Source organism: Leptospira bourretii, assembly GCF_004770145.1.
Classification (GTDB): domain Bacteria; phylum Spirochaetota; class Leptospiria; order Leptospirales; family Leptospiraceae; genus Leptospira_A; species Leptospira_A bourretii.
Genome location: NZ_RQFW01000019.1, coordinates 449,020 through 473,657, shown reverse-complemented (window position 1 = coordinate 473,657; position 24,638 = coordinate 449,020). Strand labels below are relative to the sequence as shown.

26 protein-coding genes are annotated in these 24,638 nt (G+C 40.1%); 20 read left to right on the top strand and 6 right to left on the bottom strand.

Going from position 1 to position 24,638, the window contains the following annotated elements:
- Nucleotides 1-24: 24 nt before the first annotated feature.
- The 3 genes from EHQ47_RS16575 to EHQ47_RS16565 all read left to right on the top strand — a co-directional run bounded on the left by EHQ47_RS16575 (nt 25) and on the right by EHQ47_RS16565 (nt 2,631).
- Complete coding sequence (locus EHQ47_RS16575; protein WP_135777616.1) at nt 25-768, top strand: hypothetical protein; 744 nt, start codon at nt 25-27, stop codon at nt 766-768.
- Nucleotides 768-2,357 (top strand): glycoside hydrolase family 57 protein, encoded by a 1,590-nt coding sequence (locus tag EHQ47_RS16570; RefSeq protein WP_135777615.1) that lies wholly within the window; start codon nt 768-770, stop codon nt 2,355-2,357. The genes EHQ47_RS16575 and EHQ47_RS16570 overlap by 1 nt, the downstream gene beginning before the upstream one ends.
- 67 nt (nt 2,358-2,424) lie before the next feature.
- On the top strand, nt 2,425-2,631 hold the full coding sequence (locus EHQ47_RS16565; RefSeq protein WP_135746981.1) for a hypothetical protein: 207 nt from the start codon (nt 2,425-2,427) through the stop codon (nt 2,629-2,631).
- Nucleotides 2,632-2,687: 56 nt separating this feature from the next.
- Here the strand turns inward: EHQ47_RS16565 and EHQ47_RS16560 are convergent, their stop codons facing one another.
- Nucleotides 2,688-3,125 carry an SET domain-containing protein gene (locus EHQ47_RS16560; protein ID WP_004783551.1) on the bottom strand — a complete coding sequence of 146 codons (438 nt, stop codon included), beginning with the start codon at nt 3,123-3,125 and terminating at the stop codon, nt 2,688-2,690.
- A 104-nt stretch (nt 3,126-3,229) separates the two neighbouring features.
- On the opposite strand from EHQ47_RS16560, the gene EHQ47_RS19715 reads away from it, so the two are divergent.
- From EHQ47_RS19715 to EHQ47_RS16515, 10 genes are all read left to right on the top strand, one after another.
- Entirely contained in the window at nt 3,230-3,382 is a 153-nt protein-coding gene (locus tag EHQ47_RS19715; RefSeq protein WP_167482927.1) for a hypothetical protein, read from the top strand.
- Between the two features lie 23 nt (nt 3,383-3,405).
- The gene (gene ribH / locus EHQ47_RS16555) at nt 3,406-3,873 is read left to right on the top strand and encodes a 6,7-dimethyl-8-ribityllumazine synthase (RefSeq protein WP_004783584.1); all 468 of its coding nucleotides are present in this window, start codon (nt 3,406-3,408) and stop codon (nt 3,871-3,873) included.
- Nucleotides 3,870-4,292 (top strand): transcription antitermination factor NusB, encoded by a 423-nt coding sequence (gene nusB, locus EHQ47_RS16550; protein WP_135693802.1) that lies wholly within the window; start codon nt 3,870-3,872, stop codon nt 4,290-4,292. Before ribH ends, nusB begins: the two co-directional genes overlap by 4 nt.
- A gap of 8 nt (nt 4,293-4,300) precedes the next feature.
- The gene (locus EHQ47_RS16545) at nt 4,301-6,403 is read left to right on the top strand and encodes a tetratricopeptide repeat protein (protein ID WP_135746982.1); all 2,103 of its coding nucleotides are present in this window, start codon (nt 4,301-4,303) and stop codon (nt 6,401-6,403) included.
- Complete coding sequence (locus EHQ47_RS16540; protein ID WP_135777614.1) at nt 6,400-7,203, top strand: class I SAM-dependent methyltransferase; 804 nt, start codon at nt 6,400-6,402, stop codon at nt 7,201-7,203. Before EHQ47_RS16545 ends, EHQ47_RS16540 begins: the two co-directional genes overlap by 4 nt.
- Before the next feature lie 8 nt (nt 7,204-7,211).
- The gene (locus EHQ47_RS16535) at nt 7,212-8,822 is read left to right on the top strand and encodes a DEAD/DEAH box helicase (protein ID WP_135777613.1); all 1,611 of its coding nucleotides are present in this window, start codon (nt 7,212-7,214) and stop codon (nt 8,820-8,822) included.
- Between the two features lie 80 nt (nt 8,823-8,902).
- Nucleotides 8,903-9,898: an N-acetylmuramoyl-L-alanine amidase family protein gene (locus EHQ47_RS16530; protein ID WP_135777612.1), complete on the top strand. Its 996-nt coding sequence runs from the start codon at nt 8,903-8,905 to the stop codon at nt 9,896-9,898.
- Nucleotides 9,873-10,700, top strand: a complete 828-nt coding sequence (locus EHQ47_RS16525) for an LIC_10740 family protein (RefSeq protein WP_135777611.1) — start codon at nt 9,873-9,875, stop codon at nt 10,698-10,700. The genes EHQ47_RS16530 and EHQ47_RS16525 overlap by 26 nt, the downstream gene beginning before the upstream one ends.
- 378 nt (nt 10,701-11,078) lie before the next feature.
- Complete coding sequence (locus EHQ47_RS16520; RefSeq protein WP_135777610.1) at nt 11,079-11,924, top strand: flagellin N-terminal helical domain-containing protein; 846 nt, start codon at nt 11,079-11,081, stop codon at nt 11,922-11,924.
- Nucleotides 11,925-12,098: 174 nt separating this feature from the next.
- The gene (locus EHQ47_RS16515) at nt 12,099-12,947 is read left to right on the top strand and encodes a flagellin N-terminal helical domain-containing protein (RefSeq protein ID WP_002974287.1); all 849 of its coding nucleotides are present in this window, start codon (nt 12,099-12,101) and stop codon (nt 12,945-12,947) included.
- A 143-nt stretch (nt 12,948-13,090) separates the two neighbouring features.
- On the opposite strand, the gene EHQ47_RS16510 is transcribed toward EHQ47_RS16515, so the two are convergent.
- Complete coding sequence (locus tag EHQ47_RS16510) at nt 13,091-14,101, bottom strand: hypothetical protein (RefSeq protein WP_135777609.1); 1,011 nt, start codon at nt 14,099-14,101, stop codon at nt 13,091-13,093.
- A gap of 2 nt (nt 14,102-14,103) precedes the next feature.
- Entirely contained in the window at nt 14,104-14,982 is an 879-nt protein-coding gene (locus tag EHQ47_RS16505; RefSeq protein WP_244290388.1) for an LA_0442/LA_0875 N-terminal domain-containing protein, read from the bottom strand.
- A gap of 303 nt (nt 14,983-15,285) precedes the next feature.
- On the opposite strand from EHQ47_RS16505, the gene EHQ47_RS16500 reads away from it, so the two are divergent.
- The 3 genes from EHQ47_RS16500 to EHQ47_RS16490 all read left to right on the top strand — a co-directional run bounded on the left by EHQ47_RS16500 (nt 15,286) and on the right by EHQ47_RS16490 (nt 19,039).
- The gene (locus EHQ47_RS16500; protein ID WP_135777608.1) at nt 15,286-16,578 is read left to right on the top strand and encodes an adenylate/guanylate cyclase domain-containing protein; all 1,293 of its coding nucleotides are present in this window, start codon (nt 15,286-15,288) and stop codon (nt 16,576-16,578) included.
- A gap of 72 nt (nt 16,579-16,650) precedes the next feature.
- Nucleotides 16,651-17,193: an NAD(P)H-dependent oxidoreductase gene (locus EHQ47_RS16495; protein ID WP_135777607.1), complete on the top strand. Its 543-nt coding sequence runs from the start codon at nt 16,651-16,653 to the stop codon at nt 17,191-17,193.
- On the top strand, nt 17,186-19,039 hold the full coding sequence (locus EHQ47_RS16490; RefSeq protein WP_135777606.1) for a monovalent cation:proton antiporter-2 (CPA2) family protein: 1,854 nt from the start codon (nt 17,186-17,188) through the stop codon (nt 19,037-19,039). The genes EHQ47_RS16495 and EHQ47_RS16490 overlap by 8 nt, the downstream gene beginning before the upstream one ends.
- Nucleotides 19,040-19,048: 9 nt before the next feature.
- Here the strand turns inward: EHQ47_RS16490 and EHQ47_RS19710 are convergent, their stop codons facing one another.
- Together EHQ47_RS19710 and EHQ47_RS16485 are read right to left on the bottom strand one after the other, a co-directional pair.
- Nucleotides 19,049-19,213 carry a hypothetical protein gene (locus EHQ47_RS19710; RefSeq protein WP_167483307.1) on the bottom strand — a complete coding sequence of 55 codons (165 nt, stop codon included), beginning with the start codon at nt 19,211-19,213 and terminating at the stop codon, nt 19,049-19,051.
- A gap of 39 nt (nt 19,214-19,252) precedes the next feature.
- Nucleotides 19,253-19,765, bottom strand: a complete 513-nt coding sequence (locus tag EHQ47_RS16485; RefSeq protein WP_135693792.1) for a peptidylprolyl isomerase — start codon at nt 19,763-19,765, stop codon at nt 19,253-19,255.
- A gap of 110 nt (nt 19,766-19,875) precedes the next feature.
- Here EHQ47_RS16485 and EHQ47_RS16480 point away from each other — a divergent pair, with 110 nt between their 5' ends.
- Genes EHQ47_RS16480 through EHQ47_RS16470 form a run of 3 tightly spaced genes read left to right on the top strand, consistent with a single transcriptional unit; the run spans nt 19,876 to nt 22,105 of the window.
- Entirely contained in the window at nt 19,876-20,415 is a 540-nt protein-coding gene (locus EHQ47_RS16480; RefSeq protein WP_135777605.1) for a rhodanese-like domain-containing protein, read from the top strand.
- 50 nt (nt 20,416-20,465) lie between these two features.
- Nucleotides 20,466-21,734, top strand: coding sequence for a sensor histidine kinase (locus EHQ47_RS16475; RefSeq protein WP_135748810.1), 1,269 nt, complete (start codon nt 20,466-20,468; stop codon nt 21,732-21,734).
- Nucleotides 21,731-22,105, top strand: a complete 375-nt coding sequence (locus EHQ47_RS16470) for a response regulator (RefSeq protein WP_135748809.1) — start codon at nt 21,731-21,733, stop codon at nt 22,103-22,105. The genes EHQ47_RS16475 and EHQ47_RS16470 overlap by 4 nt, the downstream gene beginning before the upstream one ends.
- 10 nt (nt 22,106-22,115) lie before the next feature.
- Here the strand turns inward: EHQ47_RS16470 and EHQ47_RS16465 are convergent, their stop codons facing one another.
- Nucleotides 22,116-23,342 carry a lipoprotein LipL46 gene (locus EHQ47_RS16465; RefSeq protein ID WP_135777604.1) on the bottom strand — a complete coding sequence of 409 codons (1,227 nt, stop codon included), beginning with the start codon at nt 23,340-23,342 and terminating at the stop codon, nt 22,116-22,118.
- A gap of 51 nt (nt 23,343-23,393) precedes the next feature.
- Between EHQ47_RS16465 and EHQ47_RS16460 the strand changes: the two genes are divergently transcribed.
- Complete coding sequence (locus tag EHQ47_RS16460; RefSeq protein WP_135748807.1) at nt 23,394-24,638, top strand: exo-beta-N-acetylmuramidase NamZ family protein; 1,245 nt, start codon at nt 23,394-23,396, stop codon at nt 24,636-24,638.

Here is a 24,638-nt window from a genome sequence, read left to right as displayed (position 1 = left end):
GTTTCTCGTCTTTAAGCTTGGAGGATGGGAAGTGAAGATCAAAAGGATGGGAAGGTAAATAAAACTGCAGCCAAAAAGAAAAAGACGAGTGTCACTGCAGCTAAAAAAACGGTAAAAGCCGCTCCTAAAAAAACAGCGAAAAAAATAGAGAATTCTCCTCTAAAGTCGCCTGTTCCATCCATTTACAACGATTCCAGATTTACCAAACACCCTGAATTTTTGCAGGAAGATCTCATTCGTGTTCTTGTGCGTACCCCAAAAGAAGCCTTTGTTTTTTGGAAGTTCTCTGAAAAAACTTTGAAGAATCTTTTAACTGATTTGGATTCTCCCTCTACCGATGGACTTCGATTTCGATTGAAGGTTGAATACAAAAATATCTTTGGAAGTGAACGAACAGAATTTTACGATCTTCTACCCTTTACCGAATCGTACTACTTAAAATTTATGTTTCCAGTACGAGAGATTCAAACTTCTATCATTGTTTCTTTTCACCAAAAGGAAGTTTCCACTCTCCATTCATCGGGAAAGGATCTTCCTGGGGGAACAGAATCATTTCGATTGGATAAAGAATGGATCCATCCCCAATGGATCAGCATGGGACTTGTGGCAAAATCTGCCGGAAGTGAAGAGTATTATTTTAAAGATGGGAATGCCTCTGAGTTCTATGTGAATCCGAGAAATAGTGACCAAGGTGATCCCAATCGAGACCCAAACCGACCCTCATCAAGTTTTGGAAATGGTTCTGGATCTGGAAAAGGACTTTTGTAATGAATCATTTTTTAAAAGGGCATTTGGTTTTTGTTTTGCATGCCCACCTACCATTTGTTAGACACCCAGGATACGACACACCTTTTATCGAAGAAAACTGGTTAAACGAAGCCATCCTCGAAACCTATATTCCTCTCATCCGAGTGTTTCGGAATCTAAAAAAAGAATCCGTTCGTTTCCGGATCACCATGTCGTTTACTCCTACCCTTTCTCTGATGTTGACAGATCCCTATTTACAAAATGGATTTCGTAAATACATAAAAAACCTAATCGCACTTGCCAAAGAGGAAACCAAACGAAATGCAAAAGACCCGCACCTCCATTACTTAGCTTCCCGATACTTGGAACATTTTTTGGATACAGAATCCATCTTTGAAGAAGAGGATGGCGACCTCACCAAATGTTTTCTTCCCTTTGTGGAATCGGGGGAATTGGAACTGATGACAAGTCCAGCCACTCATGCCTTCCTTCCTTTTTATGATTCGGAACCTTCTATCTTTCGTTCTCAATTGAAAAATGGACGAAGGACATTCCGGCGCATTTGGGGAAGAGATCCCAAAGGGATTTGGCTTTCGGAATGTGGGTACACGCAAAAACTAGAAGAGGAACTGGACCGGGAAGGGTTTCGGTATTTTTTTGTCGACACTCATGGAATCACACATGCAAGTCCCAGACCAAAATTTGGTGTTTATGCTCCGGTGGAAGTTGGGTATGGGGTTTTTGCTTTTGGACGAGATCCGGAAAGTAGCAAACAAGTTTGGAGCTCCATTGACGGTTACCCGGGCGACTTTCGGTACAGAGAGTACTATCGGGACATTGGCCATGACCTTCCTTGGGAGGATATTTCTCCTTATTTAAATTCCAATGGAGTCAGGATCAATACCAGTATCAAATACTATCGGATCACAGGCAAAACCCAGGAAAAAGGATACTACCATCCGGACTGGGCGATGGAAGCGGCAGGAAATCATGCAGAAGATTTTTTAAGAAACCGCATCCGCCAAGCGGAACATTTATTTGAATCAAACAAACAACAAGCTGTCATTGTTTCTCCATACGACGCCGAGTTGTACGGCCACTGGTGGTATGAAGGTCCGCAGTTCATTGAATTTTTATTTAAAAAAATCCACTTCAACCAAAACACCATCCAACTGTCTCATCCTTTAGAAGCGGCTCGTGCCCTCCCAAGGGTCCAATCAGTGGAAATGAAAATGTCCAGTTGGGGGGAAAATGGTTATGGAGAGGTATGGCTCAATCCAACCAATGATTGGATTTATCCACTCATCCATTCTTTAAGCATTCGGATGCACAAGCGGGCTCATGAATTCGGTTCCACTGGAACGGATTTACAAAAACGAATTTTAAAACAAATGGGAAGGGAACTCTTACTTTTACAAAGTAGCGACTGGGCCTTTATCATGAAAACAGGAACGATGGTGGATTATGCAGTACGACGTACCAATGTGCACACCAATCTCTTTCTCTCTTTGGAGGAAATGCTAATCGGCCAGGTGGATGAGGGGATCCTTACGGCAGCAGAAACAGAAAACAATGCCTTTCCCGACATCCGGATCGAAGATTTCTATTAGAATTCTTCTAAAAATTTCTTGCCTGGGAAGGGCCGGGTAAGAGGCTTAACTTAAATCGGAGGGTTTTATGTCGAATTCGTATCGTTTCCCCTTGGTTCTTGCAGTCCTTTTCTTTGCTGCTAATCTTTTGGTTTGCCGCTTTGTGCACAAAGAAACAACGGAAGGAGTGTTTCGGATGGATGATTCTGTCATCCGTTATACGGAAGCTTTGGAAGCTTCTGATGCTCTCAAAACCTCCACTAAAACTTCTTTTGGAAATAACGGTCTTCTTTAGACCGTTTGTTTATTTTCTCTTTTGACCAAACGATTCGTTTTGGTCAAAACATCCCTTTACTTCGGTTTGAAGTCCACATTGTCCCAGTAGTCTTTTCCATAATCAAAAAATATTTCTCCACCTTCCGGGATTGTTTTTAACACTTTGAACCTAGCCGTTTTCCATCTGACAGAAGTGATGAGTTCCGCATTGGGTTTTGAGGAGTGGTTGATATAACGGGTGTAATTGGATTCACGTCCTTCCCCATAAATCCACCAGTCTTTACAGATCCAAAGTAGGTATTTAGAGTCTACGTATTTGTTTGATTCCGCTTGTTCATCGGTAATGATTTTACCCATGTAATAACCAACGGTATCTCCCTTGTATAATGTTTGTTTGGTGAATAGTCCCATTCCAATATTGGGAACAGAAGAAGGTTTTACGATAAAGTCACTTTCGGTATACACTACCGGTTTCCTTTTTTTGGCCTTCTTTATAGATTTCTTTTTCTTCATTTTCTTCCTATATGACATAAGAGGAAAACAATTCTACCTTGTAAAGCCATTGGTATTTAAGATTGGATGGTCGGGCTTCCGAACTTTAAGGGGAGAGGGGATCTATGAACCGGGAATCAGAAAAACTGCAGGAAGAAAAAACCAATGTTGTGAATCTAGCGATCTACCGAGCCAAAAAAGCTCTCGAACGAGACGGGTTTGAAGTAGTAGAAAATCCTGACGGAAAGATTACCCTTGTCATTCGTCTTGCGAAATAACACCCCCCTAGGATTTTGGATACATGACAGCTACTCTGGAAGGCACCCGCATCGGAAACGGACAAAAACATTGTGTCATCGTTTCAAAGTTTAATGAATTCATTACTGAGTCTCTACTCAAAGGGGCAAAAGATGCATACAGACAACATGGAATCGCAGATTCCGATGTCACTGTCATCTATGTTCCCGGTGCCTTCGAACTCCCACAAACCGTAAAACGTGTCCTTGGGTCCAAAAAATACCAATTCTCTGCCATCGTTTGCCTGGGCGCTGTGATTCGTGGGGCCACTTCGCATTATGATTTGGTTTCTGGGGAAGCAGCAAAAGTAGGATCGGTAGCGGACGGATCTGTTCCTGTGATTTTTGGTGTCATCACCACAGAATCCATTGAACAAGCCATTGAAAGAGCCGGTACCAAAGCGGGAAACAAAGGATACGAAGCAGCCACCACAGCCATTGAAATGGCAAATCTTTTCAAAGAGATCGGATGAGTTCTAGACACCGCGGGCGAAGTCTTGCCCTAATGTGCCTCTACCAAATTGACCTCGTCGGAACCGATCCGGACCGAGCTATGAAATTCGATTGGTATGACAAAAAAATCACTCGTGAAGAAAAGGATTATGCTGTCTTTCTTGTGAAAGGAGTGGTCGAAAATCGAAAAAGCATCGATACTCTAATCAAGAAGTATTCGGAGAATTGGGAACTTTCGCGTATTTCCGTGGTCAACCGCTGTATTTTACGTTTATCAATCCTTAGTTTGCAAAAGGAACCTTTCCTTGCGGCCCCCGTTGTCATCAATGAAGCGGTGGAACTCACGAAAGAATTTGAAACGGATGAATCAGCCCAGTTCATCAACGGTCTACTGGATGCCTTCTATAAGAAGGAGATCGTAGCGAAAAATCCCAAATAATAAAAAGAATGGATCCCATCCAAAAAAACCGGTTTCGCATTGAAGAGCAGTCTTCACAGCCAAGTTATTACCAGGAAGATCCATACTTACGGAACCTGGGTCGTGAAAAAGAAACCACTTACGAATCAGAAACCACCGCCCGCCGTCCTGTTTTATCTTTTCTGTTTTGGTCCTTCCTTGTTGCCCTAGTCCTTGGATTTTTGACCGCCGGGTACTGGTGGTATCTGGAGAAAAAAAAGAATCCAGAAGAAATCGCAAAAGCCTTAAAGAACCTCCCCACTGATAAAAAAGCTTTAAACCTTCTTGTGGATAAACCTTACCTTCCAGATGATTCGGTAAATCCCAAACTGGCGGCATGTCTCAATGCCTATCACAACCGTTATGTGAACCGAGTGGGAAATGTTTGTGAAGAGTTTTTAAATTCACCAGGCTCAGACGAAGACAAATCCATTGCCCTCACCGTTCTTGGGGTGATGTATGATGAAGCCGGTCGTTATATCAATGCCATTGAACGATTAGAAAAAGCCATCCAATACGATTCCAAAAACTATTTTGCATTTTATAATTTATCCCTCGCATTCAAACATGCAGGGAAATTTGAAGAAGCAAGGCGTGCTGCGGAAAGAGCCAAAGAAATTGCTCCGAATGATTACCGTGTGGCACTCCTCCAAGGAAATTTATTCCAAGAGATTGGGGATCCGGCCAGTGCCATTGAAGCCTACAAAGAAGGACAGTCTTTGGCACCGGCAGATGTCACCCTTACTTACAACTTAGCCATTAGTTATTTAAAACAAGGAAATATTGCAGAGGCCATTTCTGAATTCCAAAAGGTAGTACAAACAGCACCCAATTCCCAAACAGCCGTTTTATCTTATGGCCATCTTGGTACCATCTTCTACCAAAGAGAAGATTATGATAGGGCCGAGTTTTATTTCAGAGAAGTGATTCGTTTGAAAACAAACGATGCCAAATCTTACTATAACCTAGGTTTGGTGTATTTAAAAAAGAAAGTGCCAGAAGAAGCGGCCAAATACTTTCAAAAAGCCCTCGATTCCAATGCCAACGAACCAGAAGTGTATCGTTATATTGCAGACGCCTTCCTATCGATGGGCCAAACCAATATGGCCATCACGGCTTTAAAAAAAGCTTTGTTACTCAAACCCAGTGATGTGGATTCCCTTTTTGCTTTGTCGGAACTCTATTATAAAAAAGGAGAACTTGTCGAAGCAGAAAGTTTGTTTCGTAGGATCATTCGTCTCACCCCAGGGGATACATATTCGGAAACCGCTTATGTAAATCTTGGGATCATCTTAGATGAGATGGAACGGTATTCGGAAAGTATTACTGCTTTTGAAGGGGCACTGTCCTTAAATCCTAAAAACCAATCGGCTTATTATAATTTGGGCCTAACCTATTTACATGCGGGAAAACCAACGATGGCCATTGAGTCCCTACGTAAGTCACAGGCCCTGGATCCGAACCATGTGCCATCACGACTTGCCATTGCCGATTATTATTTAGAGAACCGTTTTTATTCAGAAGCCATTGCCGAATATGAAGAAGCCATCGCTTGGAAACCGGAACTGTATGAAGCAAGATTGAAACTTGCCGATGTGTACATCCAAACTAAAAACTATCCGGCCGCAGAAAAGATGCTCGTTTATGTTTTGGAAAATTCCAAAGACCCAAAAGAAATTAAATTGGCTCATCGAAAACTGGCACTGAATTATGCAAGTAGCGGAAACTCTGGGCTTTCTAAAAAAGCCAAAGAAGAAGCCTTTCGTGCCACTCATATCGATCCCGAAGATATGGAATCAAGGTTAGTTCTTTCTAAAATTTTAATTGATTCGGGTTCTCTCGTCGACCGGGAAAAAGCCATCGAGGAACTAACGGTCATCACTCGCTCTGATGTGACGCCTACCATTTCTTCTAAGGCTCACAATTATTTGGGAGTTTGTTATTTTAAAAATGGGGAATTTAAAAGAGCACTCTCTAGTTTCCAAACAGCCATTGACCTTAACCCAAGCCTTACCGAAGCCTATGAAAACAAAAGGGCAACTCGGGCTCAGTATGAAAAATCTCTCGAATCCAAAAAGAGAACGTATTTTTGAGTTTATTCGAATTTTCACCCCATAAAGAATTCCCAGAACATTACGAAGAATGCCGACTTACGGGTGTTCTTCGGTATCTTCCTGCAAAACAGAGAGAGTATGGGGATAGTTACTTTATGGAAGAATACAAATCCCAATACAAAAAATCCTATTACGAAGATGAACCAAACTTACGGGGTATGGCAAAACGTAGGTTAAAAAATCTGGAATCGGTGGGGGCAAAACCAACGGATAAGTCCCTTTTGGAAATTGGATCGGCTGCCGGATTTTTTTTGGATGAGGCAAGGACTGCTGGTTACCACGCACGGGGCCTCGAACTTTCTCCGAAAGAAGTAGAATATGCAAAATCCACTCTGGGCCTGGATGTAGACCAAACTTCGGTTTTGTCGGTGGAAGAAGGGGATTGGAAAGATTCGTTTGATCTAATCGCTGCTTTTTTTGTCATCGAACATATCGAAGACATCGAAGGGATTTGGAAACGAATCAACTCTTGGACAAGACCCGGTGGGTATCTTTATCTTGCCGTTCCTTCTAGTTTTGGCCCCAGTTTCCAGACAAATCCCAAGGAATGGTTTTTGACTCATCCCTCTGACCACTTTTTTGACTACTCTGTCCACTCTTTGAAAAAACTCTTGTCAATCCTTGGCTTTGAAGTGAACTATGTTAGACCTATGTCGTATCACTCCTACCGGGATTTAGGCCTTCGTGGCAAACTCCCCGAATGGCTGTATCGACTGTATGCAAACCAATTTGCCTATGGTGATACCATCGAACTAATCGCCAGAAAATTAAAACACTGAAATCCATTATGAAATTTAACGAATTACCCTTTCACGAGTCTCTTGTAAAAGCACTAGATAAAATAGGCTACACAGACCTCACTCCCATCCAAGCCAAATCCATTCCTTTTGCCATGGAGGGAAATGATCTCACAGGCCTTGCCCAAACCGGAACTGGAAAGACTATGGCATTCCTACTTCCGACTCTCCACAGACTTTTGTCTGCGACAGAAGAAGAACCTTTGCCTTATGCCCTTGTCCTTGCACCCACAAGAGAACTTACCATTCAAATTGCAGAAGAAGCTAAAAAACTTTTAGAGTTCACTGACTTTGGTGTGGCTACCATCATCGGGGGAACGGATTACCGCTCCCAAGAACAGGCGTTAGGGAACAAAGCTTGTCTCATTGTCGCAACACCCGGACGCCTCATTGACTTTGTCAAAAATCATGGCCTTTCTTTGGAAAATATCAAAGTAGTGATTTTGGATGAAGCAGACAGAATGTTCGATATGGGATTTGTCCAAGATCTCAAATACATTTTTCACAAATGTAAAAATAGAAAACAGTCTCTTCTTTTTAGTGCTACTTTAAGTTACGAAGTGGTAAGACTTGCCAGTAAGTATTTGAATGATCCGATTGAAGTCCATATCAATCCAGAAAAAGTCATCACCGAAAGAATCGACCAAAATTTGCTCCACTTGGGACGGGAAGAAAAACTCCCTTACCTCGTAAACTCTCTGTTACACAATGAGATCGAAGGACTTGGAATCATTTTTACCAATTACAAAATGAACATTCCAAAGATCGTTTCGGTTCTTCGAAAATTTGGAATCACGGCCACAGGGCTTTCTTCTGAACTCGACCAAAAAAAACGAATTCGTCTCCTAAGAGATTTTAAAGAAGGAAAGTATAAGTATCTCATTGCGACAGATGTTGCTTCTCGTGGGATCGATATCGAAAATATCGATGTAGTTTATAATTATGATCTACCACAAGATGCAGAAAACTATGTACATAGAATTGGACGTACTGCCCGTGCGGGAAGAAAGGGTATGTCCATTGGATTTTGTTCCGAAACAGATTATACCGAACTCGAACGAATTGAACGTTACCTAAATTCCAAAATTCCGATCGGGGAAATTCGTGAAGAGTATTTGGAATTTCCTAAGGGAGAGTTCACTCCTGTATTTGCCGATGAAGCCATCCCTGGTGAAAAAAAATACCAAGATCGGGAAAGGGGAGACCGCGGTGGTCGTGGTGGGAAACCAAGACGAGGGGGAGAACAAAGAGGCGGCGAACACAGGTCAGGTGATAGAAATCAAAACCGTTCAGGAGACCGTGGACGTGGGAAAGGAAAAGGGGAAAAACACCACCCGCCAGCAAAGATGTCACACCCGCACCAACATGAGGGAGAAGGTGATCATAAACACCCGGCCAAAATGACCCACCATGAATTCAAACATGGCCATCATCCTAAGGATGGAAAGGGCAAAGGCCAACATAAGAAAAACCAGCCAGGGAAATCTTACCAAAAGAATGATCCAAGAAGAAATCTCTTCGATATCAACGAAGTGAAAAAATCTAAAAAACAGAAACTATCGATTTGGCAGCGAATTCTTTCTATCTTCAAAAAAGATTAGTCCTTCTTTGTTTCTGTATTTTTTCCAATTCCGTATTTGCTGAAGTCGCCAAACTTCCGCTCTACGGAAAAGGGAACTACGTGGCATTTTCTGATTTAAAATCGATTCTGCCCGAACTTTCCACCAAATTAAAAAAGTTCACAAGAGTTGGTTCCATTTACACCCCCCAAGGGAACATACAATTTCGCCTAGGATCTAGTTTTTATACCCTGGATGGAAAAATTTACAAAATCCCCAAAGCCATTTTAAAAAAAGAAGAAGATGTGTATCTTCCTTTGGATCTTGTGGAAGCCGTTTTACTCAATCTAATCTCTTATGATGTGCGGTATCAATTCAAAGAAACGGAACTTTGGGTTCTCATTCCCAAAGAACCAACTCCCAAACGAAACCTCAATGTAAAAGCCATCGTCATTGATGCAGGCCACGGAGGAAAGGACCCAGGAACTTCGGATCCCTCTGGATATTTTGAAAAGGATGTAAGTCTTGGTGTGGCTCGTTATACTTATTTGTACTTACGGAAGTACTATCCAGAAATTCGGGTGCAGATGATTCGAAAAAATGATTCCTTTGTGGAGTTAGAAGACCGGTCCAAAATGGCAAACCAAATGTTGCATGATACAAGGGATGTGGTCTTTATTAGTTTCCATTGTAATGCTTCCCTTTCCGATAAGGCAGCAGGTTTTGAAGTCTATTACCTTTCCCAAAGTCCAAGTACGGAGGCCGCTCGTGAAACGGCCATTTTGGAAAACAGGTATGTGGGAAAACATAAGAACCCAGTTGTCTCCCAGATCCAATCCCAGATGTTGTCCAGTGTCACGCAAAGGCGGTCAAAAAAATTGGCAAGTGCTGTGGCTCTCCAGTATGAAAAGGCCTTAAGCCCAGAGATTCCCTCTCGGGGTGTGAAAAAGGCAGATTTTTCCGTCTTGCGAGGAAGCCTTATGCCTGCGGTACTTGTGGAAATGGGGTATCTGACAAACCCTGAGGAAAGCAAACGTTTGCGGGACAAAAACTACCAAAAGAAAATTGCTCGCAGTGTCATCAAAGGAATCCATGAATACGCATCTTCAAAAGATTAAAGAATATCTTCGTTCTCTAAAAGAAATCATAAAAGACCTAATCATTCGATTTTACAAAATCGGAACGGGAGAAACCAAACTAACTCGTGATTTTATCTTTTTGTTTGCCTCTTGGTTTTCTCTACTGATCTTTTTTAGTTTTTTTATATTAGCAGAACAAAATCCATTTAGACTTCTTGTTCCTTTCCAACTCTATTCTTATCCTTCTTTTGATCACAGAGAACCAATTGTAATTTATATTTCGAATGGTGAAGGGGAACAAATTCCCATCCACAGAAAGGTATTGAAAAGGGATGAACCAGGCGATTTGATTTATCAAATTGTGGGTGAAGTGGGATCACCACCTTACTTTGATTCTGTGGAAGCATTGGCTAAAGATGGTAAACTTTTTTCTCCGAAAAAACTTTTGGACATTCGATTTGCATTAAAGCAGTCCTGGTTTTTAGAAAAAAATTCAAAACTTGTGATCGATTGGAATGTAGAAATTTTACAAGATGTGATGGAAAAATACAGACTGCCTCGCACCAAATCGGAAGAAACTGGGGATTCTGAAGATGAAAACCCCAATGCTCCTGTTGATACCATTACCTATTACTCGGCTGGATCAGAAACTGGCCCTAAAGAACCAGAAGAGGTTGTGAACAAACGTAGGATCCTTGCCATGGAGTCCACAATACGTGCATTAAATGCAAGTTTATTTGAAAACTTTAAAGACTTAAAAACAATCGAACATCAATTTTCCGGGGAAACAAGTCCTGTTTACCACTGGGAAACTTTATCACCACAAGCAAGCCGCCCGTAACATTTTTGTTTTGGGTGTTTCCGCTTTATAACCCTCTTGCCTCAAAAACTAGGATAATCCCTATTTATTTTCCCATTTTTCAAAATTTACTTATGGAAAATGGGGATTTGCCGATCATCGTATGGGGGAAGTTAGAACTTTTTTTAAAAAAAATAAAACGCTAAAGTCGTTAAAACACGCCAAAAAACCGCAATAAACCGCAAAAAACTCCAAAAATCATTCGATTTCTTGAAATTAATTTCTTCTATCCGATCACCGACATACAAAGGGAACAAATAGAGATTTTAGGCACCATAGGGGCCTGAAAGCCAGACACAAAAAAACCAAAGAGAGAAGGGATTCTCTCTTTTGCCAGATCAAGTTTCAAGGAGGAAACCAATGATCATAAACCACAATTTAGCCGCGATCAACTCACATCGCGTCCTCAAGTTCCAAAACGAGGAAGTCTCCAAAAATATGGAGAAACTATCCTCTGGTATGCGAATCAACCGTGCAGGTGATGATGCATCAGGCCTTGCCGTTTCGGAAAAGATGAGAACGCAGGTGAATGGTCTTAGACAAGCAGAAAGAAATACCGAAGACGGTATGAGCCTAATCCAAACAACGGAAGGGTTTTTGCAAGAGTCGAATGATATCATTCAAAGAATTCGAACACTTGCAATTCAGTCGTCTAACGGTATTTATACTGAAGAAGACAGACAAATGATCCAAGTCGAAGTTTCACAACTTATCGACGAAGTGGATAGAATTGCTTCACAAGCTGAATTCAATAAAATGAATTTGCTTCAAGGTGATTTTGCTCGTGGATCTAGAGCAACCTCCATGTGGTTCCATATTGGACCAAACCAACACCAAAGAGAAAGAGTGTTCATTGCAACAATGACTGCACGCGCACTTAATCTTAAAGGTCAAAGTGGAGAACTCTTGTCTTTGTCAACTGCTGACAAGTCAAACGATGCGATCGGAACTTTGGATGCTGCGTTAACACGCATTAGCAAACAAAGAGCAAACTTAGGTGCTTACTTTAACCGTCTTGAGCATGCTGCAAAAGGGCTCATGAACGCTTATGAGAATACCCAAGCCTCCGAGTCTAGGATCCGTGATGCGGATATGGCAGAAGAAACTGTGGCTTTCACAAAGAACCAGATTTTAGTTCAATCTGGAACTGCTATGTTAGCTCAGGCGAATGTTCGTCCACAAGGAGTTCTTTCTCTCCTCCGTTAACAAAAGTTAACGAAGTGAGTGGTTAGTGTAACTGAAGAGTTGTAATTAGATAATCAGCCGGCTTTCCCCTGCCAGGTGGCAATATGAAAGCTCATCCTTGACACCGGACAGGGATTGTCCGGCTAAGAACGAAACATATACCGTTCTTGGTTATACACAAAGGAGTGTAGGCCAATGATTATCAATCACAACATGAGTGCGATTCAATCACATCGTGCTCTCAAGTTTACACAATGGGATGTAGATAAGACCATGAGGAACCTCTCCACTGGGCAAAGGATTAACCTTGCCGGTGACGATGCTTCTGGTCTTGCTGTTTCGGAAAAACTACGAACACAAATTCGTGGTTTACGTCAGGCCGAAAGGAATACGGAAGATGGACTGAGTTTCATCCAGACTGCAGAGGGTTTCCTCGACCAGTCGGCGGAAATCATTCAAAGAATCCGGACCCTAGCGATCCAGACTTCGAACGGAATCTACACACCGGAGGACAGGCAGCTCGTGCAGGTAGAAGTATCTGCGCTGGTGGATGAGATCGATCGAATTGCTTCGCAAGCAGAGTTCAATAAAATGAAACTGTTTGAAGGAGACTTCGCTCGAAAGTCAACGAAGGCATCGATGTGGTTTCACATGGGAGCAAACGCAAGGCAAAGAGAGCGTTTCTACATTGGAACTATGACTTCGAAAGCTTTGAAGATGTCAGAAGGAGCAGTTAAGATTGCTCTCTCTACACCTGGAAAAGCAGACGAAGCGATTGCTAAAGCGGACTTCGCCTTGAACAAGATCATGAAGCAGAGAGCAGATATGGGAGCTTATCAAAATAGGCTCGAAAGTACTGCAAAAGGCCTCATGGGTGCATACGAAAATATGCAAGCATCCGAATCAAGGATTAGGGACGCAGATATGGCGGAAGAAATGGTAGCGCTCACGACGAAACAAATTCTCGTGCAAAGCGGTACGGCAATGCTAGCGCAAGCCAGTCTTCGGCCAAATTCTGTATTACGACTTTTGAATAACACTTAAGTTGTAGTAAGGCAAGAGTTGCCTTAAGACGGTTGCCTCTTTTCGAAGGACACTTCGGGAAGGGGCTTTTTTATTGTTTCACTTATAATGATAATAGTGATTGGGGTCATCCCACTTTGCCTGTTCCACAACTGGTTGGATTGTCATTCCAAATCGGTATACGCATTTTCTGGTTGTCCATAGACATAAAGTCTTTTTCCAATCAAAACCGCCCTGTTGGCAATGGAATTGAATCCAGAGTAAAAATTGATATTTGGATTGGAACATGTCCATGTTTTCCCATCATTACTTTGTAAAAGACTCAAGTTGTTAAAGATGACGTAAAATTTGTATGTTGTAACAGTTGAGTAAACTAACCCAAGAACGCTGATATCATTTGAATTTTGGATGTTGTTACATGGACGATTGATCCCACCACCTGATGTTTGTTTAACTCTTTCTGTGATGAGAGCCCAATTGATTCCGTCTGTTGACTCCCAAAAATCAAATAAATAACCAGATCCATTTTTCCCACCGAGTAAATAGGCTTTTCCATTTGCAAACAGGCAGGACCCAGATGTGCGAGAAGGATATGCGGGGGAAGAGGTAAGTGTATTAGTGGAAACTCCAGAATCAGTGGTTCTGTTGACAAAACCATCTCCCAATATATAAGCACTTGTACCACTGTATTTCACCATACAAAAACCTGGGATCGTCACACTTGAATTCCAATTTAATCCATTGTCTAACGAATTGTAATTCGATAATTGAAATCGACCTGTAAATGCTCCAAAAATATTTGTATTGGTATTGTTAATTAAAACACCTAACTGGGAGTAGGTGGTTCCGCCCGTAATGGAATAGAGACCTGTTTGTAAGTTTGAATTTCTAATATAGATTGCATAGATTGTTGGACTAATTTGGTCAAATACCACGGAATCAGTCGGATCTGTAGTTCCGAACGGAGAAGAAACGAAGGTAGTCCAATTCCGAATGGATACATTGTTGATGAAATCATTTAAGAGGAGGGAAGGTATAATCCCTTCTTGGCTTAGGGGATCTAAAAGACTGCCTTTTGGATTTGGATTCACTCGACAATGGAGAAAAAAAATAAGGAAGAAAATAAAAACAACGTTATAAAGAGACACATTTCGAAATCGTTTAAAGTGATTCATTGTTAAAATACCCAAGTGTAACCAAGTTTATATTCTACACTTCCTGGCGCGAATTTTTGGTCCATAGAATCAAGATCGAACCTACTCGTTTGTGTCATACCAGCATTTACATAAAAACCTGGTCTTTTACCATTCGATGTAAATGAACTAACATTTTTATCAGCACGATACAACATAGAATCGATCAAATTGATGAGTAATACACCAATGAGAATATCGGAGGCAGTATTTAAATTGTTCCCTGTTCTGCGATAATCGGAAGCAAGATTATTTTTATCGATGAGGTTCAGAACAAATCCACTACCTCCTGAAGTAAAAATTACCAAGGAACGAAAATCGTTCTGGTATTCCGACTTAGCTTCCTTGTGGAGATTCCAGGCTTGGTTGTAATGGACGGCCGCACCTAAAAACGCAATTAGATACAAAGAGCCCCTAACAGGTTCATTCCAATGGTATTGTCCCCATCCTGGCACGATCGCCGAACGTCCTATAACTTCCCATCGAATCTTTTTTGGAATCACGGGAGATGACATTTCACTGGATAGAAAAGTTTGATTTTGTTTTTTCGTATCTAGATCAGACTCCTCATTTGTTTCTGTAACTTGATTGGAGGATGATTGATTTTTTTTTGTTTCGATATCGATGATTTGTTTGATTTCTTTGGTATTTAAATCTTTGTAGGTGACTTTTAAAATTTCGTTTTTTTGAAATTGTAGAACGTTTCCATTATTTTCTTTTATTTTTAAAAATTCTCTATTTTGTTCGATGACTTTTCCAAAAAATGTTTTTCCAGTTTTTAAAATGATTGTTTCGGGAAAAAGCGAACCTGTTAGCAATAGATTTCCCACTATGAATAGAGATAATTTGAAATTAAGTTTCAATTGGATTCCTTTTTTTCGCATTTGCATATTGGCTTGGAACTAGCAGTTCTTTCCTATTTGCTTGAGAATTTAGTGATGGATTGATTTTAATTCAGAAGGAAGAATTTTTCTCAAGGGAACTCTTTCAGAATATGATTCAGTCAAATGAATATTCTTTTATTACAGGTCTCATTGGAATCCACCAAGAATCATTTAACTAGAATTTTATGCAAGAAAAACATTGGAAATCTTCAAAATCAAAAAGAATCATTTTGAAAAAAGGTTGAATTCGATAGGTTTTTAAGGTGATACTAATCAATTACAATGAAATGGATATACTTCTTCCTCGGAGATCCTAGAAAACATTCTCTCGAACATCGATTGTTTAATACAGTTTCCTTAGTTACTGCGATCCTTAATTTAGTGGTGGCTTTGCGAGTGATTCGTTTAGAAAATTCTTTAGTTCTTATGGCATTGAATTTTGGTTCAGGGATACTGATGTTCGCCATGTATTATTTGAGCCGTGTCAAAAGTATTTATTTTTCTTTATACTGGCCTTTTCATTTAACAATTCTTTTTTATTTATCAGCAATGTGGTTGTATAGCGGCGGTTCTTTGGGAGGGAACCACTATTATCTAATACCTGCATTTGTGATCGCACTTTTTTTAATTCGAGATCAGAATGTATTCATCGTTTCTTCGATTTATGTTTTATTGCCAGTCACTTTGTATATCGTCGAGTTTTTTCATCACGAATGGGTCACAAGTTATGGAACGGATTCTGATTTGTATTTGGATGCGGGTGGTAAATTTATTTTTATCCAAATCCTGATCGGGATCATGGTTTTTATTCTGAGACGAAACCTAAATGTGGAAAGGAAAAAATCGGAAACATTACTACTAAATATATTACCGGAACCCATTGCCGTTGAATTAAAAAAAGAAGGCCGTGTAATCCCTCGGTTATATGAATTTACTTCTGTACTGTTTTGTGATATGGCCGGGTTCACAAAAATTGCAGAGAAAATGAATGCAGAAGAACTCGTTTACGAATTGGATACAATCTTTCGTGAGTTTGATCGTCTCTGTAAAGAATATCGATTGGAAAAAATAAAAAGTATAGGGGATAGCTACATGGCTGTCGGTGGAATTCCAAATCAAAATAGAACCAATGCTGTTGATTCCGTATTATGTGGTTTATCATTTCAGTCTTATATGGCCGAACAAAAACAGGTTCAGTCTTTAAGGGGGAGGGACTTTTGGGAGATCCGTTTGGGAATTCATTCGGGGCCTCTTGTCGCCGGTGTCGTGGGTACAGATAAATTTGTTTATGATGTTTGGGGGGATACTGTCAAAACGGCAAGTCGTTTGGAAAATTCTGGGGTAGTTGGCGAGTTAAATATTTCTTTCCAAGTGTATGAAGAGGTAAAATCGTATTTTGATTGTGAACCTCGTGGTTCTCTTTCATTGAGAGGGGGAACCAATATTCCCTTGTATTTAGTAAAAGGTTTTTTGCCTGAATTTGCAGATGTACAAAGTTCAAAAATCCCAAATGATTTATTCAAACGCCTCTACGAATCGGGAGCCTTATTTACCCATAACGATGAAATAGAATAAATTTACAACTAAAGACTGTCGGTAAATTTTTTAAAGTTTTACCGATTCTTTCATTTTGTGAATTTGTCTCGTATGCCCAAAATTTTGATTTTGCTTGTCCATCCCACTCTTGAGAAGTCCAAGGCCAATCAACTCCTTTTGGATTCGTTGCCGGTATCAGAAAACATCACCTTACATGATTTATATGAAGAATATCCTAATTTTTCAATCAACGTAAAGGCGGAACAAAATCTAATAACAAACCATCAAATCATCATTTTTCAACATCCGTTGTATTGGTACAGTTGCCCACCTTTGATGAAATTATGGATGGATCTGGTCCTTGAGGATGGTTGGGCATACGGAACCAATGGATCTCATTTGTCTGGAAAAAAATGGATCCAAGTCATTACAACTGGCGGTTCTAAAGATGCTTATTCAAAACACGGATTCCACGGTTACGAAACAGAGGAATTCCTTCTGCCCTTTCGTCGTACGGCAGAACTTTGCCAAATGGACTATTTGCCTCCCTTTTTAGTCCAAGGAACTTTCCAGTTGACTGAGTTGGATCTTCAAAAAGAATCCAATCGGTATTCCATGTTCGTTAATCAATTGTTAGGTGAATCAAATGAATGAAGTTAGTTTTTTTATCCAAGCTTTGATCTACCTTACAAGTGCCATCATTGTGGTTCCGATTGCCAACCGACTTGGGCTTGGTTCTGTACTCGGTTATTTAATTGCCGGTATTGTCATTGGTCCTTTTGTTTTTGGTTTTGTTGGGACAGAAGGTAAGGACATGTTACACTTTGCCGAATTTGGTGTGGTGATGATGCTTTTTGCCATCGGTTTGGAATTAGAATTAGACCTTCTTTGGAAATTAAAAATTTGGTTACTTGGGCTTGGTGGATTACAAATCATCATCACAACGGCCCTAACTGCCATGTTTTGTTATGGATTTGGTTTTTTGTGGAAACCCTCACTTGCCCTTGGTCTCATCATGTCTTTATCTTCAACAGCCATTGTTTTACAAACTTTGAAAGAAAAAGGCCTAATGAAAACACTCTCCGGCCAAGCTGCATTTTCTGTTTTGCTATTTCAAGATATGGCCGTCATTCCGATCCTTGCCATCTTCCCTATGTTAAGTGAAACAAATGAAGTAACATCGTCACAACACCATTCCTTAATTGAACATTTACCAGGGTATGCAAAAACATTGGTCGTATTTTCTGTTGTGATTGGAATCATTTTGGTTGGTAAATATCTATTAAAACCTGTGTTTCGAATTTTGGCAAAATCGGGAAGCCGTGAAATTTTCACTGGTGCGAGCTTATTACTCGTAATCGCCATCTCTTTGTTAATGGGAGCAATTGGAGTTTCGGCGGCTCTTGGTACTTTCCTTGGTGGAGTGGTTCTTGCGAGTAGCGAATTTCGTCATGAGTTAGAAAGTAATATTGAACCATTCAAAGGGCTATTGCTTGGATTGTTTTTTCTGAGTGTGGGTGCTTCTATGGAAATTCCTGTTGTGATGGAAAGTCCGACGAAAGTTCTCGGAATTGTTTTTGGAATTATTTTTCTGAAAGCATTGGTTTTATTTTTTCTAGGATTTGTTTTTCGTCTTCCTTTGGACCAAAATCTTTATTTTTCTTTGGCACTCTCTCAAGTGGGTGAATTTTCTTTTGTATTGTTTGGTTATTCAGAAGGACTTGGGATTTTAGATGAACAAACCATTGTCATTTTAGTTGCTTGTGTTGCTGTGAGTATGGCTCTCACTCCCGTACTTCTTTTGTTATATGAAAAAACGATATTTGGATTTTTAGAATCAAAAATTCCCAAAAAACAAACAGAACAAGACATTCATAAACAAGAAAACCCAGTCATTATTTGTGGGTTTGGTCGGTTTGGAAATATGTTAGGACGTTTCCTTCGTTCCAATGGGGTTCCCATTACCATTTTAGATTTTGATGCCGACAGAGTGGAGATGCTTGGTCGATTTGGATTTAAAGTGTATTTTGGAGATGCCACTAGGTTAGAGTTATTAGAATCAGCTGGATTAGAACATACAAAGATTCTTGTGGCTGCATTGGACAATCCAGAAAAACAAGCAGAACTCATTCGTAATGTGAGCCAACACTACCCAAATATCAAAATCGTTGCTAGGGCTGGAGATAGAGAAGAGGCCTATGATTTAAAGGAAATGGGAGTGTCTTTTATTTATCGAGAGACAAGAGAAACCGCAGTGCAAATGGGTAAAGATGTACTTAAGTTACTCGGAACTAGGGCTCATACGGCAGAAAAGGCAAAAAATTTGTTTTTGAAACATGATGATGAAACCTTTCATGAACTTTTTGAATTAAGACAGGACAGAGTCCAATATATGAGTCTTGCGAAACAAAGAAACGCAGAGTTAGAAAGGTTGATGCTTGTGGACTTGGGAAAGGAAGATGAGTTGGAAAGGGATCCTTGGAGTGAAATGGAAAGGTGAGTTTTATGATTAAGAAAAAAGAGAAATCAGAAACTCTATTCCCGAATGATCTTCTTTTTTCTTTCGAGAATAGAGTTTTTTTGATGGTTTTACTTTTGTTGGTTTCATAGAAAAAATCATTCTAGAAGCCGCTTTGATTTGGGTGACTTGTTTTTGTTTTCCTTTTGCCTTCATAATCTTTAGACTTTTGAAGGCAGTGGGAAGAATCAATTCTTATTTTTTAGAATCCAGAATTTGGTTCCACTCGTCCAAAAATGGTTTTGCGACCGCAAGAACCGAACTTGGATCTCCTTCAATGGTCACTGATTCCATCACATCACCTTGTTGGATTGTATTCACCACTTTTTGGTCTGTCTCGTCCACTACAGCACCAAACACAGAATGTTTTCCATCAAGCCAAGGTGTTGGAACATGAGTGATAAAAAATTGACTGCCATTGGTTCCTGGACCTGCATTTGCCATAGAAAGGATACCTGGTTTGTTGTGTTTTAAACTAGAATCGAACTCATCTCTGAACTTATAACCTGGTCCCCCAGTTCCTGTTCCTTGGGGGCAACCACCTTGGATCATAAAATCCGCAATCACTCGGTGGAATTTAAGTCCATTGTAAAAATTCCTTTGGGCTAAGTTTACGAAGTTGGCTACCGTATTTGGTGTTTTGTCTGGAAACAAATCGATGCGAATTTCGCCTTTATTTGTTTTGATAATTGCTCTCAATGTGCTCATTCCAGTATCACAATTCTTGGATTTTCCCTGGCAAGTCGAAAAAAGGTTTTATGTTTCTCGCATCCGAGGATAGAATCATACTACCATCGATTTTGGAAAGGAGACTTGTCATGAAGCAGGTTGTATTGATTTTACTCGTATTGGTAACAATCCCAATGTTTTCGGAATCTTCCAAAAAGAAAAAAACAAAATCGAAACCAGTCCCAATAGAAAACAAACTCATTGATTACACTGAGTTCAAACGAATTGTCAATCGATCCGAAGGAGAAAGAGAAACTCACCGCCTAACAGAAGATCAGTTTTTGAAATTAATGTCGGAAGAGGGTGTTGTGTTATTGGATGCTCGTAGTGAAAATCGGTTTCATCTTCTGCACATCAAAGGAGCCAAAAACCTTCCCTTTACCGAATTTACAAAAGAGTCTTTGGCAGAAGTGATACCGGAAAAAAAATCTAAAATCTTAATCTATTGCAATAACAACTTTGAAGGAAACCAGGAAGCCTTTGCCGCAAAAAGTCCTGCAGCTTCTCTCAACCTTTCTACATATAACTCTCTCAAAGCTTATGGATACGAATCCATCTATGAATTAGGACCACTTTTGGATGTTAAAAAAACAGTCCTCCCTCTTGTCAGCGATTCGCCGGTTCCTTGATTTCGATTGACGAAGGATTCCCTTTTATGGTCTTATCGAAATAAATTTCCATGATCCAAGGTGAACTTCTTTCCGACATCATCGAAGCCGTTTCCAATACCTTTGGAAACGAGTTTTTAGATAGGCTTACACTCAAATTAGCTTCCACAATTGGGGCAGATTATACTTTTATTGCCATCTTCGATAAGGAAAAATACGAATCGAAAACCATTACCCTTGTCGCAAAAGGCCAGATCGCAGAAAACATGGCTTATTCTTTGAAAGATACACCTTGTGCGGAAGTGTTTGATAATTCGGTATGTTATTATCCCACAGAAGTTCAAAAAGTTTTTCCGGGTGACCAACTTCTCATCGAAATGAAAATCGAAGGATACATTGGTTCCCCTTTACTCAATTCCAAAAAAGAAGTGATGGGACTGATTGTTGGTTTATTTGAAACGGAAATCCAAAACAAAGACCAAATTTTAACTTTGTTTCAAATATTTTCTGGAAGGATTGCCGCTGAATTAGAAAGATCCGAGTATGAAAATCGTTTGGAACAGAACAACCATGAATTAGAATCTTTGGTTGACAAACGGACTGGTGAACTAAAACAAACGTTAGATGAGCTGAGGGAAAGGCAAAACCAACTCATCGAATCAGAAAAAATGGCAAGCCTTGGACTTTTGTCAGCTGGGATTGCCCATGAAATCAACAATCCTCTTAACTTCATTTTAGGTGGATATTTTGGGGTTCGTGAGATTTTAGAAGGATCCGGATTAGAATCTGAAAAAACAAAATTATACTTAGATGCCATTAAAGAAGGGGTTGATCGTACTTCTCGTATTGTCAAAGGCCTTAACCAATTCACTCGCAGCGGCGATTCTTTTGATGAACGTTTTGATTTGAACGAGATTTTAGAAAACTGCCTTGCGATGTTAACTCATTCGCTTCGGGATCGAATTAAGGTCCAAAAGGATTTAACTTCACAACCTCTCCTTGTCCAAGGAAATTCAGGAAAAATCCACCAAGTATTATTGAATGTACTGACAAATGCCATCCAAGCCATGGAGGGAGATTCCGGTATTTTGGGAATCCAATCCTTTGAAGAAGGTCCATATGCCATCATGGTCATTACCGATTCAGGAGTGGGTATCCGTGATGAACACTTAAACCTCATTCGAAATCCTTTTTTTACTACCAAAGAACCAGGAAAAGGTGTTGGTCTTGGACTTTCCATTGCATACAAAATTATCAAAGATCATAATGGTTTGATTGAGATAGAATCCGAATGGAGAAAGGGAACAAAGTTTTTGATCAAACTCCCTAAACCAAAATGAACGATACAAAAACCAAACGTAAGTTACTCTATGTAGATGATGAAATACTCAACTTGTATTTATTTCGTGACTATTTTAAAAATGAGTTTGAAGTAATCGTCGCAAAATCCGGGAAGGAAGCAATAGAAGAACTTAGCGAAAATTTGGATGTGCAGTTTGTGATTAGCGATATGCGGATGCCAGAAATGAACGGATTAGAATTTATCACTGAAGCCAAAAACATTCGGCCCAATATCACTTATTGTATTTTAACGGGTTATGATCTGACTCCGGAAATCCAAACGGCAATCATTGAAAAAAAAGTGGCTCGGTATTTTTCCAAACCATTTGATCCCACAGAGATTAGTTCCTTTCTCTCTGCAGGATCATAATTACTGTAAACTATTTGTTTCTAAATTCTACTTCCACAACCCCGCGTTTGGAGCTGTTGATGCTTAATGTTTTGCTACTTAAAAAACGAAAACTAGAATCTTTTTTATACATTAACTCTTCAGCAAACATAGATTCTTTTCCAGGATATGTCAGCTCCCATTCCGAACCATTCATTTCTGTTTTGCGGTCATTGATTTGTTTGACTGAAGTGTATTCCATCAAATCGTTTTTGAAATTGATGGCATCTTCCAATCCAAGTCCTTTGAATTTTAGGATGACAGTGTTTTGTTCTGTGAGTTTGAACCACTCGTCTTTGATTTGTTTTCCCACTTTTCCGGAAACAAGATTAGCCCAATCTTTGACTGCTTGTTCTCTGGAAACTTCTTGGGTGATATCTGCACCGCGTCCTTCCAAACTTCCCGAACCAAATATTTTTCCATCACCCCAAAGTTGGATGATGCGATAAGGGCCAGTGGCTGCCGAACTTAAAAAATCTGTTTTTTTCCCACCAGGCAAAACCACTGGTTTTTGGTCGGTGGTTGAGACTTTGGCAACAATCAAAACCTCGGCACCAGAATCTTGTGCCAGTGTGAGAAGAGGGCTTCCTTCTTCCACAGAGGTGAGGTCGAGTTTGGCAAGGCTTGGATTTTTTTTGAGTAGTGCAGTGAGTTGCGAACTATCGACAACTTTGTTTCCTTTGGTGCGGAGTTTTTCAATGAGTTCTGCTTCGGCAATGTTTGTTGCTGATCCAATCGGATAGGACTTTCCATTCACAACAGTTTGGACAAGGACAGCAATTCTTGGATTTCCTACATCATCGAGGAGGGCATCCACTGCTGTGGAAAGTTTGGTTGCTTCCACTTCACAACGGACATTCAAACGGATCATGTCTTGGGTGTCCAATTTCCATTGTTCTTCGCTAATGATATCGTATTTTTTTACAAAACTATCAGTTTTCCCATAGAGTTTGGAGCCTAGGGACTGGCCATCGGATACTCCCGATTTTTCTGTAATTTGTTCCCCTACAAGTTTGCGTATGGCATTGAGTTTGGCATCTTTCAATGCTTTGTTTCGTGCAAGAGCCAAGTCTCCTTGGTAAATTGGTGCCTCTCCCATCGCTGTTACCACATTGTCTGGCAGCGTAGGTTGTTTCTGGGCTGAATTGGATCCGGCACATGCCAAAATAGTAAGGATGAGAACTCCGGTTAAGGGAGCCAAACGAAGTCGGTTGAACATGAAGGACATTTCTCCTTGAAGATTTGCTATATTATAGAAACATATACTTACATGACCAATTACTTTTTTAGGTTTTCTCTCTGCTTTCTAGTCCTTGCATGCCACGGGAACACAGTTCCCCAATTTCGTGTCCATCCGAATGATTCCAAGTTGCGGATTTCCCAGGACATTTTTTATGAAAAAGTCCTCCCCACCATGGCTGGAAAAAAATTGATGCTTGCCACGAATCCTTCGGGGATTGGAACAAGTCCTAAAAAAATCATCACTTCTTTAGAAAAACATAAAATCACTCTGGAACATTTGATTGGTCTTGAACATGGGTTCCTTGGTTTAGAAGAAGAGTTTAGCCAAACACCTGTTACAATGGATTCTACTTTCAATCGACCTTTGTATCATATCTATCGAATCAAAGATTCTGAATTAAGAGATCTTGTTCGGGAAGTGGATTATGTTGTTTTTGATGTCCAAGATGTAGGAATGCGTTGTTATACATACTTAAGTGTATTAAAAAGACTGATGGATGCGATGAAGAATACAAAAACAAAACTGATAGTTCTCGATCATATTCATGTTGCCATGCACCTTCCGCCGATGGGTGAAAAAATGAATCCAAGAAATTTGAATTTTGCTGGTGAGTTTCCATCGCTACTCATCACTGGGATGACGGTTGGTGAGGCCACAAGGTTTTATAATAAAGAATATTTAAAAGACAGTGTGGATGTGATGGTCGTTCCGGTTGAAGGTTATAAACGAGGAATGTATTTTGAAGATACAGGAATTCCTTGGACCACTCCCTCACCAAACTTACCTATGGTGGACTCTGCGAGAAATTACCTTTCTTTGGTATTACTCGAAGGTGTGAATGTGTCTGTGGGCCGAGGGACCCAAGCTCCCTTTGTTTATTTTGGAGCTCCTTGGATGACAAACCCAGAAGAGCTTGCAAATAAACTGGCGAGTCTCGGAAACAAATCTTATTATTTTTCTCCTGTTTATTTCAAACCAACCTTTGGTCCCCATAAAGGAAAAATTTGTTCAGGACTTCGTATGAATTTAGTTCGTCCCGATTATGATCCCATCCAATTGGCTTATGATTTGATCCGGCTCATGAAAGAAACCTATCCAAATGATTTTAAATGGAGTAAAGGTTCGGCAAACCATTGGGTAGACCAACTTTGGGGGAATGAACATTTCCGCACTTCGATCAATGAAGGAAAATCTTTTAGTGATTTCCATAATACTTATTTAGCAGAAGAAGAATCGGAACGTAAAAAAATCGCTCCTTATTTGTTGTATTGA

Bases quoted from the DNA above. Each gene is read 5' to 3' on its own strand.
- EHQ47_RS16490 (WP_135777606.1), top strand. From the start codon at position 17,186: ATGAATGAAGTTAGTTTTTTTATCCAAGCTTTGATCTACCTTACAAGT.
- EHQ47_RS16475 (WP_135748810.1), top strand. From the start codon at position 20,466: ATGATCCAAGGTGAACTTCTTTCCGACATCATCGAAGCCGTTTCCAAT.
- EHQ47_RS16480 (WP_135777605.1), top strand. From the start codon at position 19,876: ATGAAGCAGGTTGTATTGATTTTACTCGTATTGGTAACAATCCCAATG.
- EHQ47_RS16470 (WP_135748809.1), top strand. From the start codon at position 21,731: ATGAACGATACAAAAACCAAACGTAAGTTACTCTATGTAGATGATGAA.
- EHQ47_RS19715 (WP_167482927.1), top strand. From the start codon at position 3,230: ATGAACCGGGAATCAGAAAAACTGCAGGAAGAAAAAACCAATGTTGTG.
- EHQ47_RS16560 (WP_004783551.1), bottom strand. From the start codon at position 3,125: ATGAAGAAAAAGAAATCTATAAAGAAGGCCAAAAAAAGGAAACCGGTA.
- EHQ47_RS16510 (WP_135777609.1), bottom strand. From the start codon at position 14,101: ATGAATCACTTTAAACGATTTCGAAATGTGTCTCTTTATAACGTTGTT.
- EHQ47_RS16515 (WP_002974287.1), top strand. From the start codon at position 12,099: ATGATTATCAATCACAACATGAGTGCGATTCAATCACATCGTGCTCTC.
- EHQ47_RS16545 (WP_135746982.1), top strand. From the start codon at position 4,301: ATGGATCCCATCCAAAAAAACCGGTTTCGCATTGAAGAGCAGTCTTCA.
- EHQ47_RS16525 (WP_135777611.1), top strand. From the start codon at position 9,873: ATGAATACGCATCTTCAAAAGATTAAAGAATATCTTCGTTCTCTAAAA.
- ribH (WP_004783584.1), top strand. From the start codon at position 3,406: ATGACAGCTACTCTGGAAGGCACCCGCATCGGAAACGGACAAAAACAT.
- EHQ47_RS16495 (WP_135777607.1), top strand. From the start codon at position 16,651: ATGCCCAAAATTTTGATTTTGCTTGTCCATCCCACTCTTGAGAAGTCC.
- EHQ47_RS16570 (WP_135777615.1), top strand. From the start codon at position 768: ATGAATCATTTTTTAAAAGGGCATTTGGTTTTTGTTTTGCATGCCCAC.
- EHQ47_RS16465 (WP_135777604.1), bottom strand. From the start codon at position 23,342: ATGTTCAACCGACTTCGTTTGGCTCCCTTAACCGGAGTTCTCATCCTT.
- EHQ47_RS16520 (WP_135777610.1), top strand. From the start codon at position 11,079: ATGATCATAAACCACAATTTAGCCGCGATCAACTCACATCGCGTCCTC.
- EHQ47_RS16460 (WP_135748807.1), top strand. From the start codon at position 23,394: ATGACCAATTACTTTTTTAGGTTTTCTCTCTGCTTTCTAGTCCTTGCA.
- EHQ47_RS16565 (WP_135746981.1), top strand. From the start codon at position 2,425: ATGTCGAATTCGTATCGTTTCCCCTTGGTTCTTGCAGTCCTTTTCTTT.
- EHQ47_RS16500 (WP_135777608.1), top strand. From the start codon at position 15,286: ATGAAATGGATATACTTCTTCCTCGGAGATCCTAGAAAACATTCTCTC.
- EHQ47_RS16485 (WP_135693792.1), bottom strand. From the start codon at position 19,765: ATGAGCACATTGAGAGCAATTATCAAAACAAATAAAGGCGAAATTCGC.
- EHQ47_RS19710 (WP_167483307.1), bottom strand. From the start codon at position 19,213: ATGAAGGCAAAAGGAAAACAAAAACAAGTCACCCAAATCAAAGCGGCT.
- EHQ47_RS16535 (WP_135777613.1), top strand. From the start codon at position 7,212: ATGAAATTTAACGAATTACCCTTTCACGAGTCTCTTGTAAAAGCACTA.
- nusB (WP_135693802.1), top strand. From the start codon at position 3,870: ATGAGTTCTAGACACCGCGGGCGAAGTCTTGCCCTAATGTGCCTCTAC.
- EHQ47_RS16575 (WP_135777616.1), top strand. From the start codon at position 25: ATGGGAAGTGAAGATCAAAAGGATGGGAAGGTAAATAAAACTGCAGCC.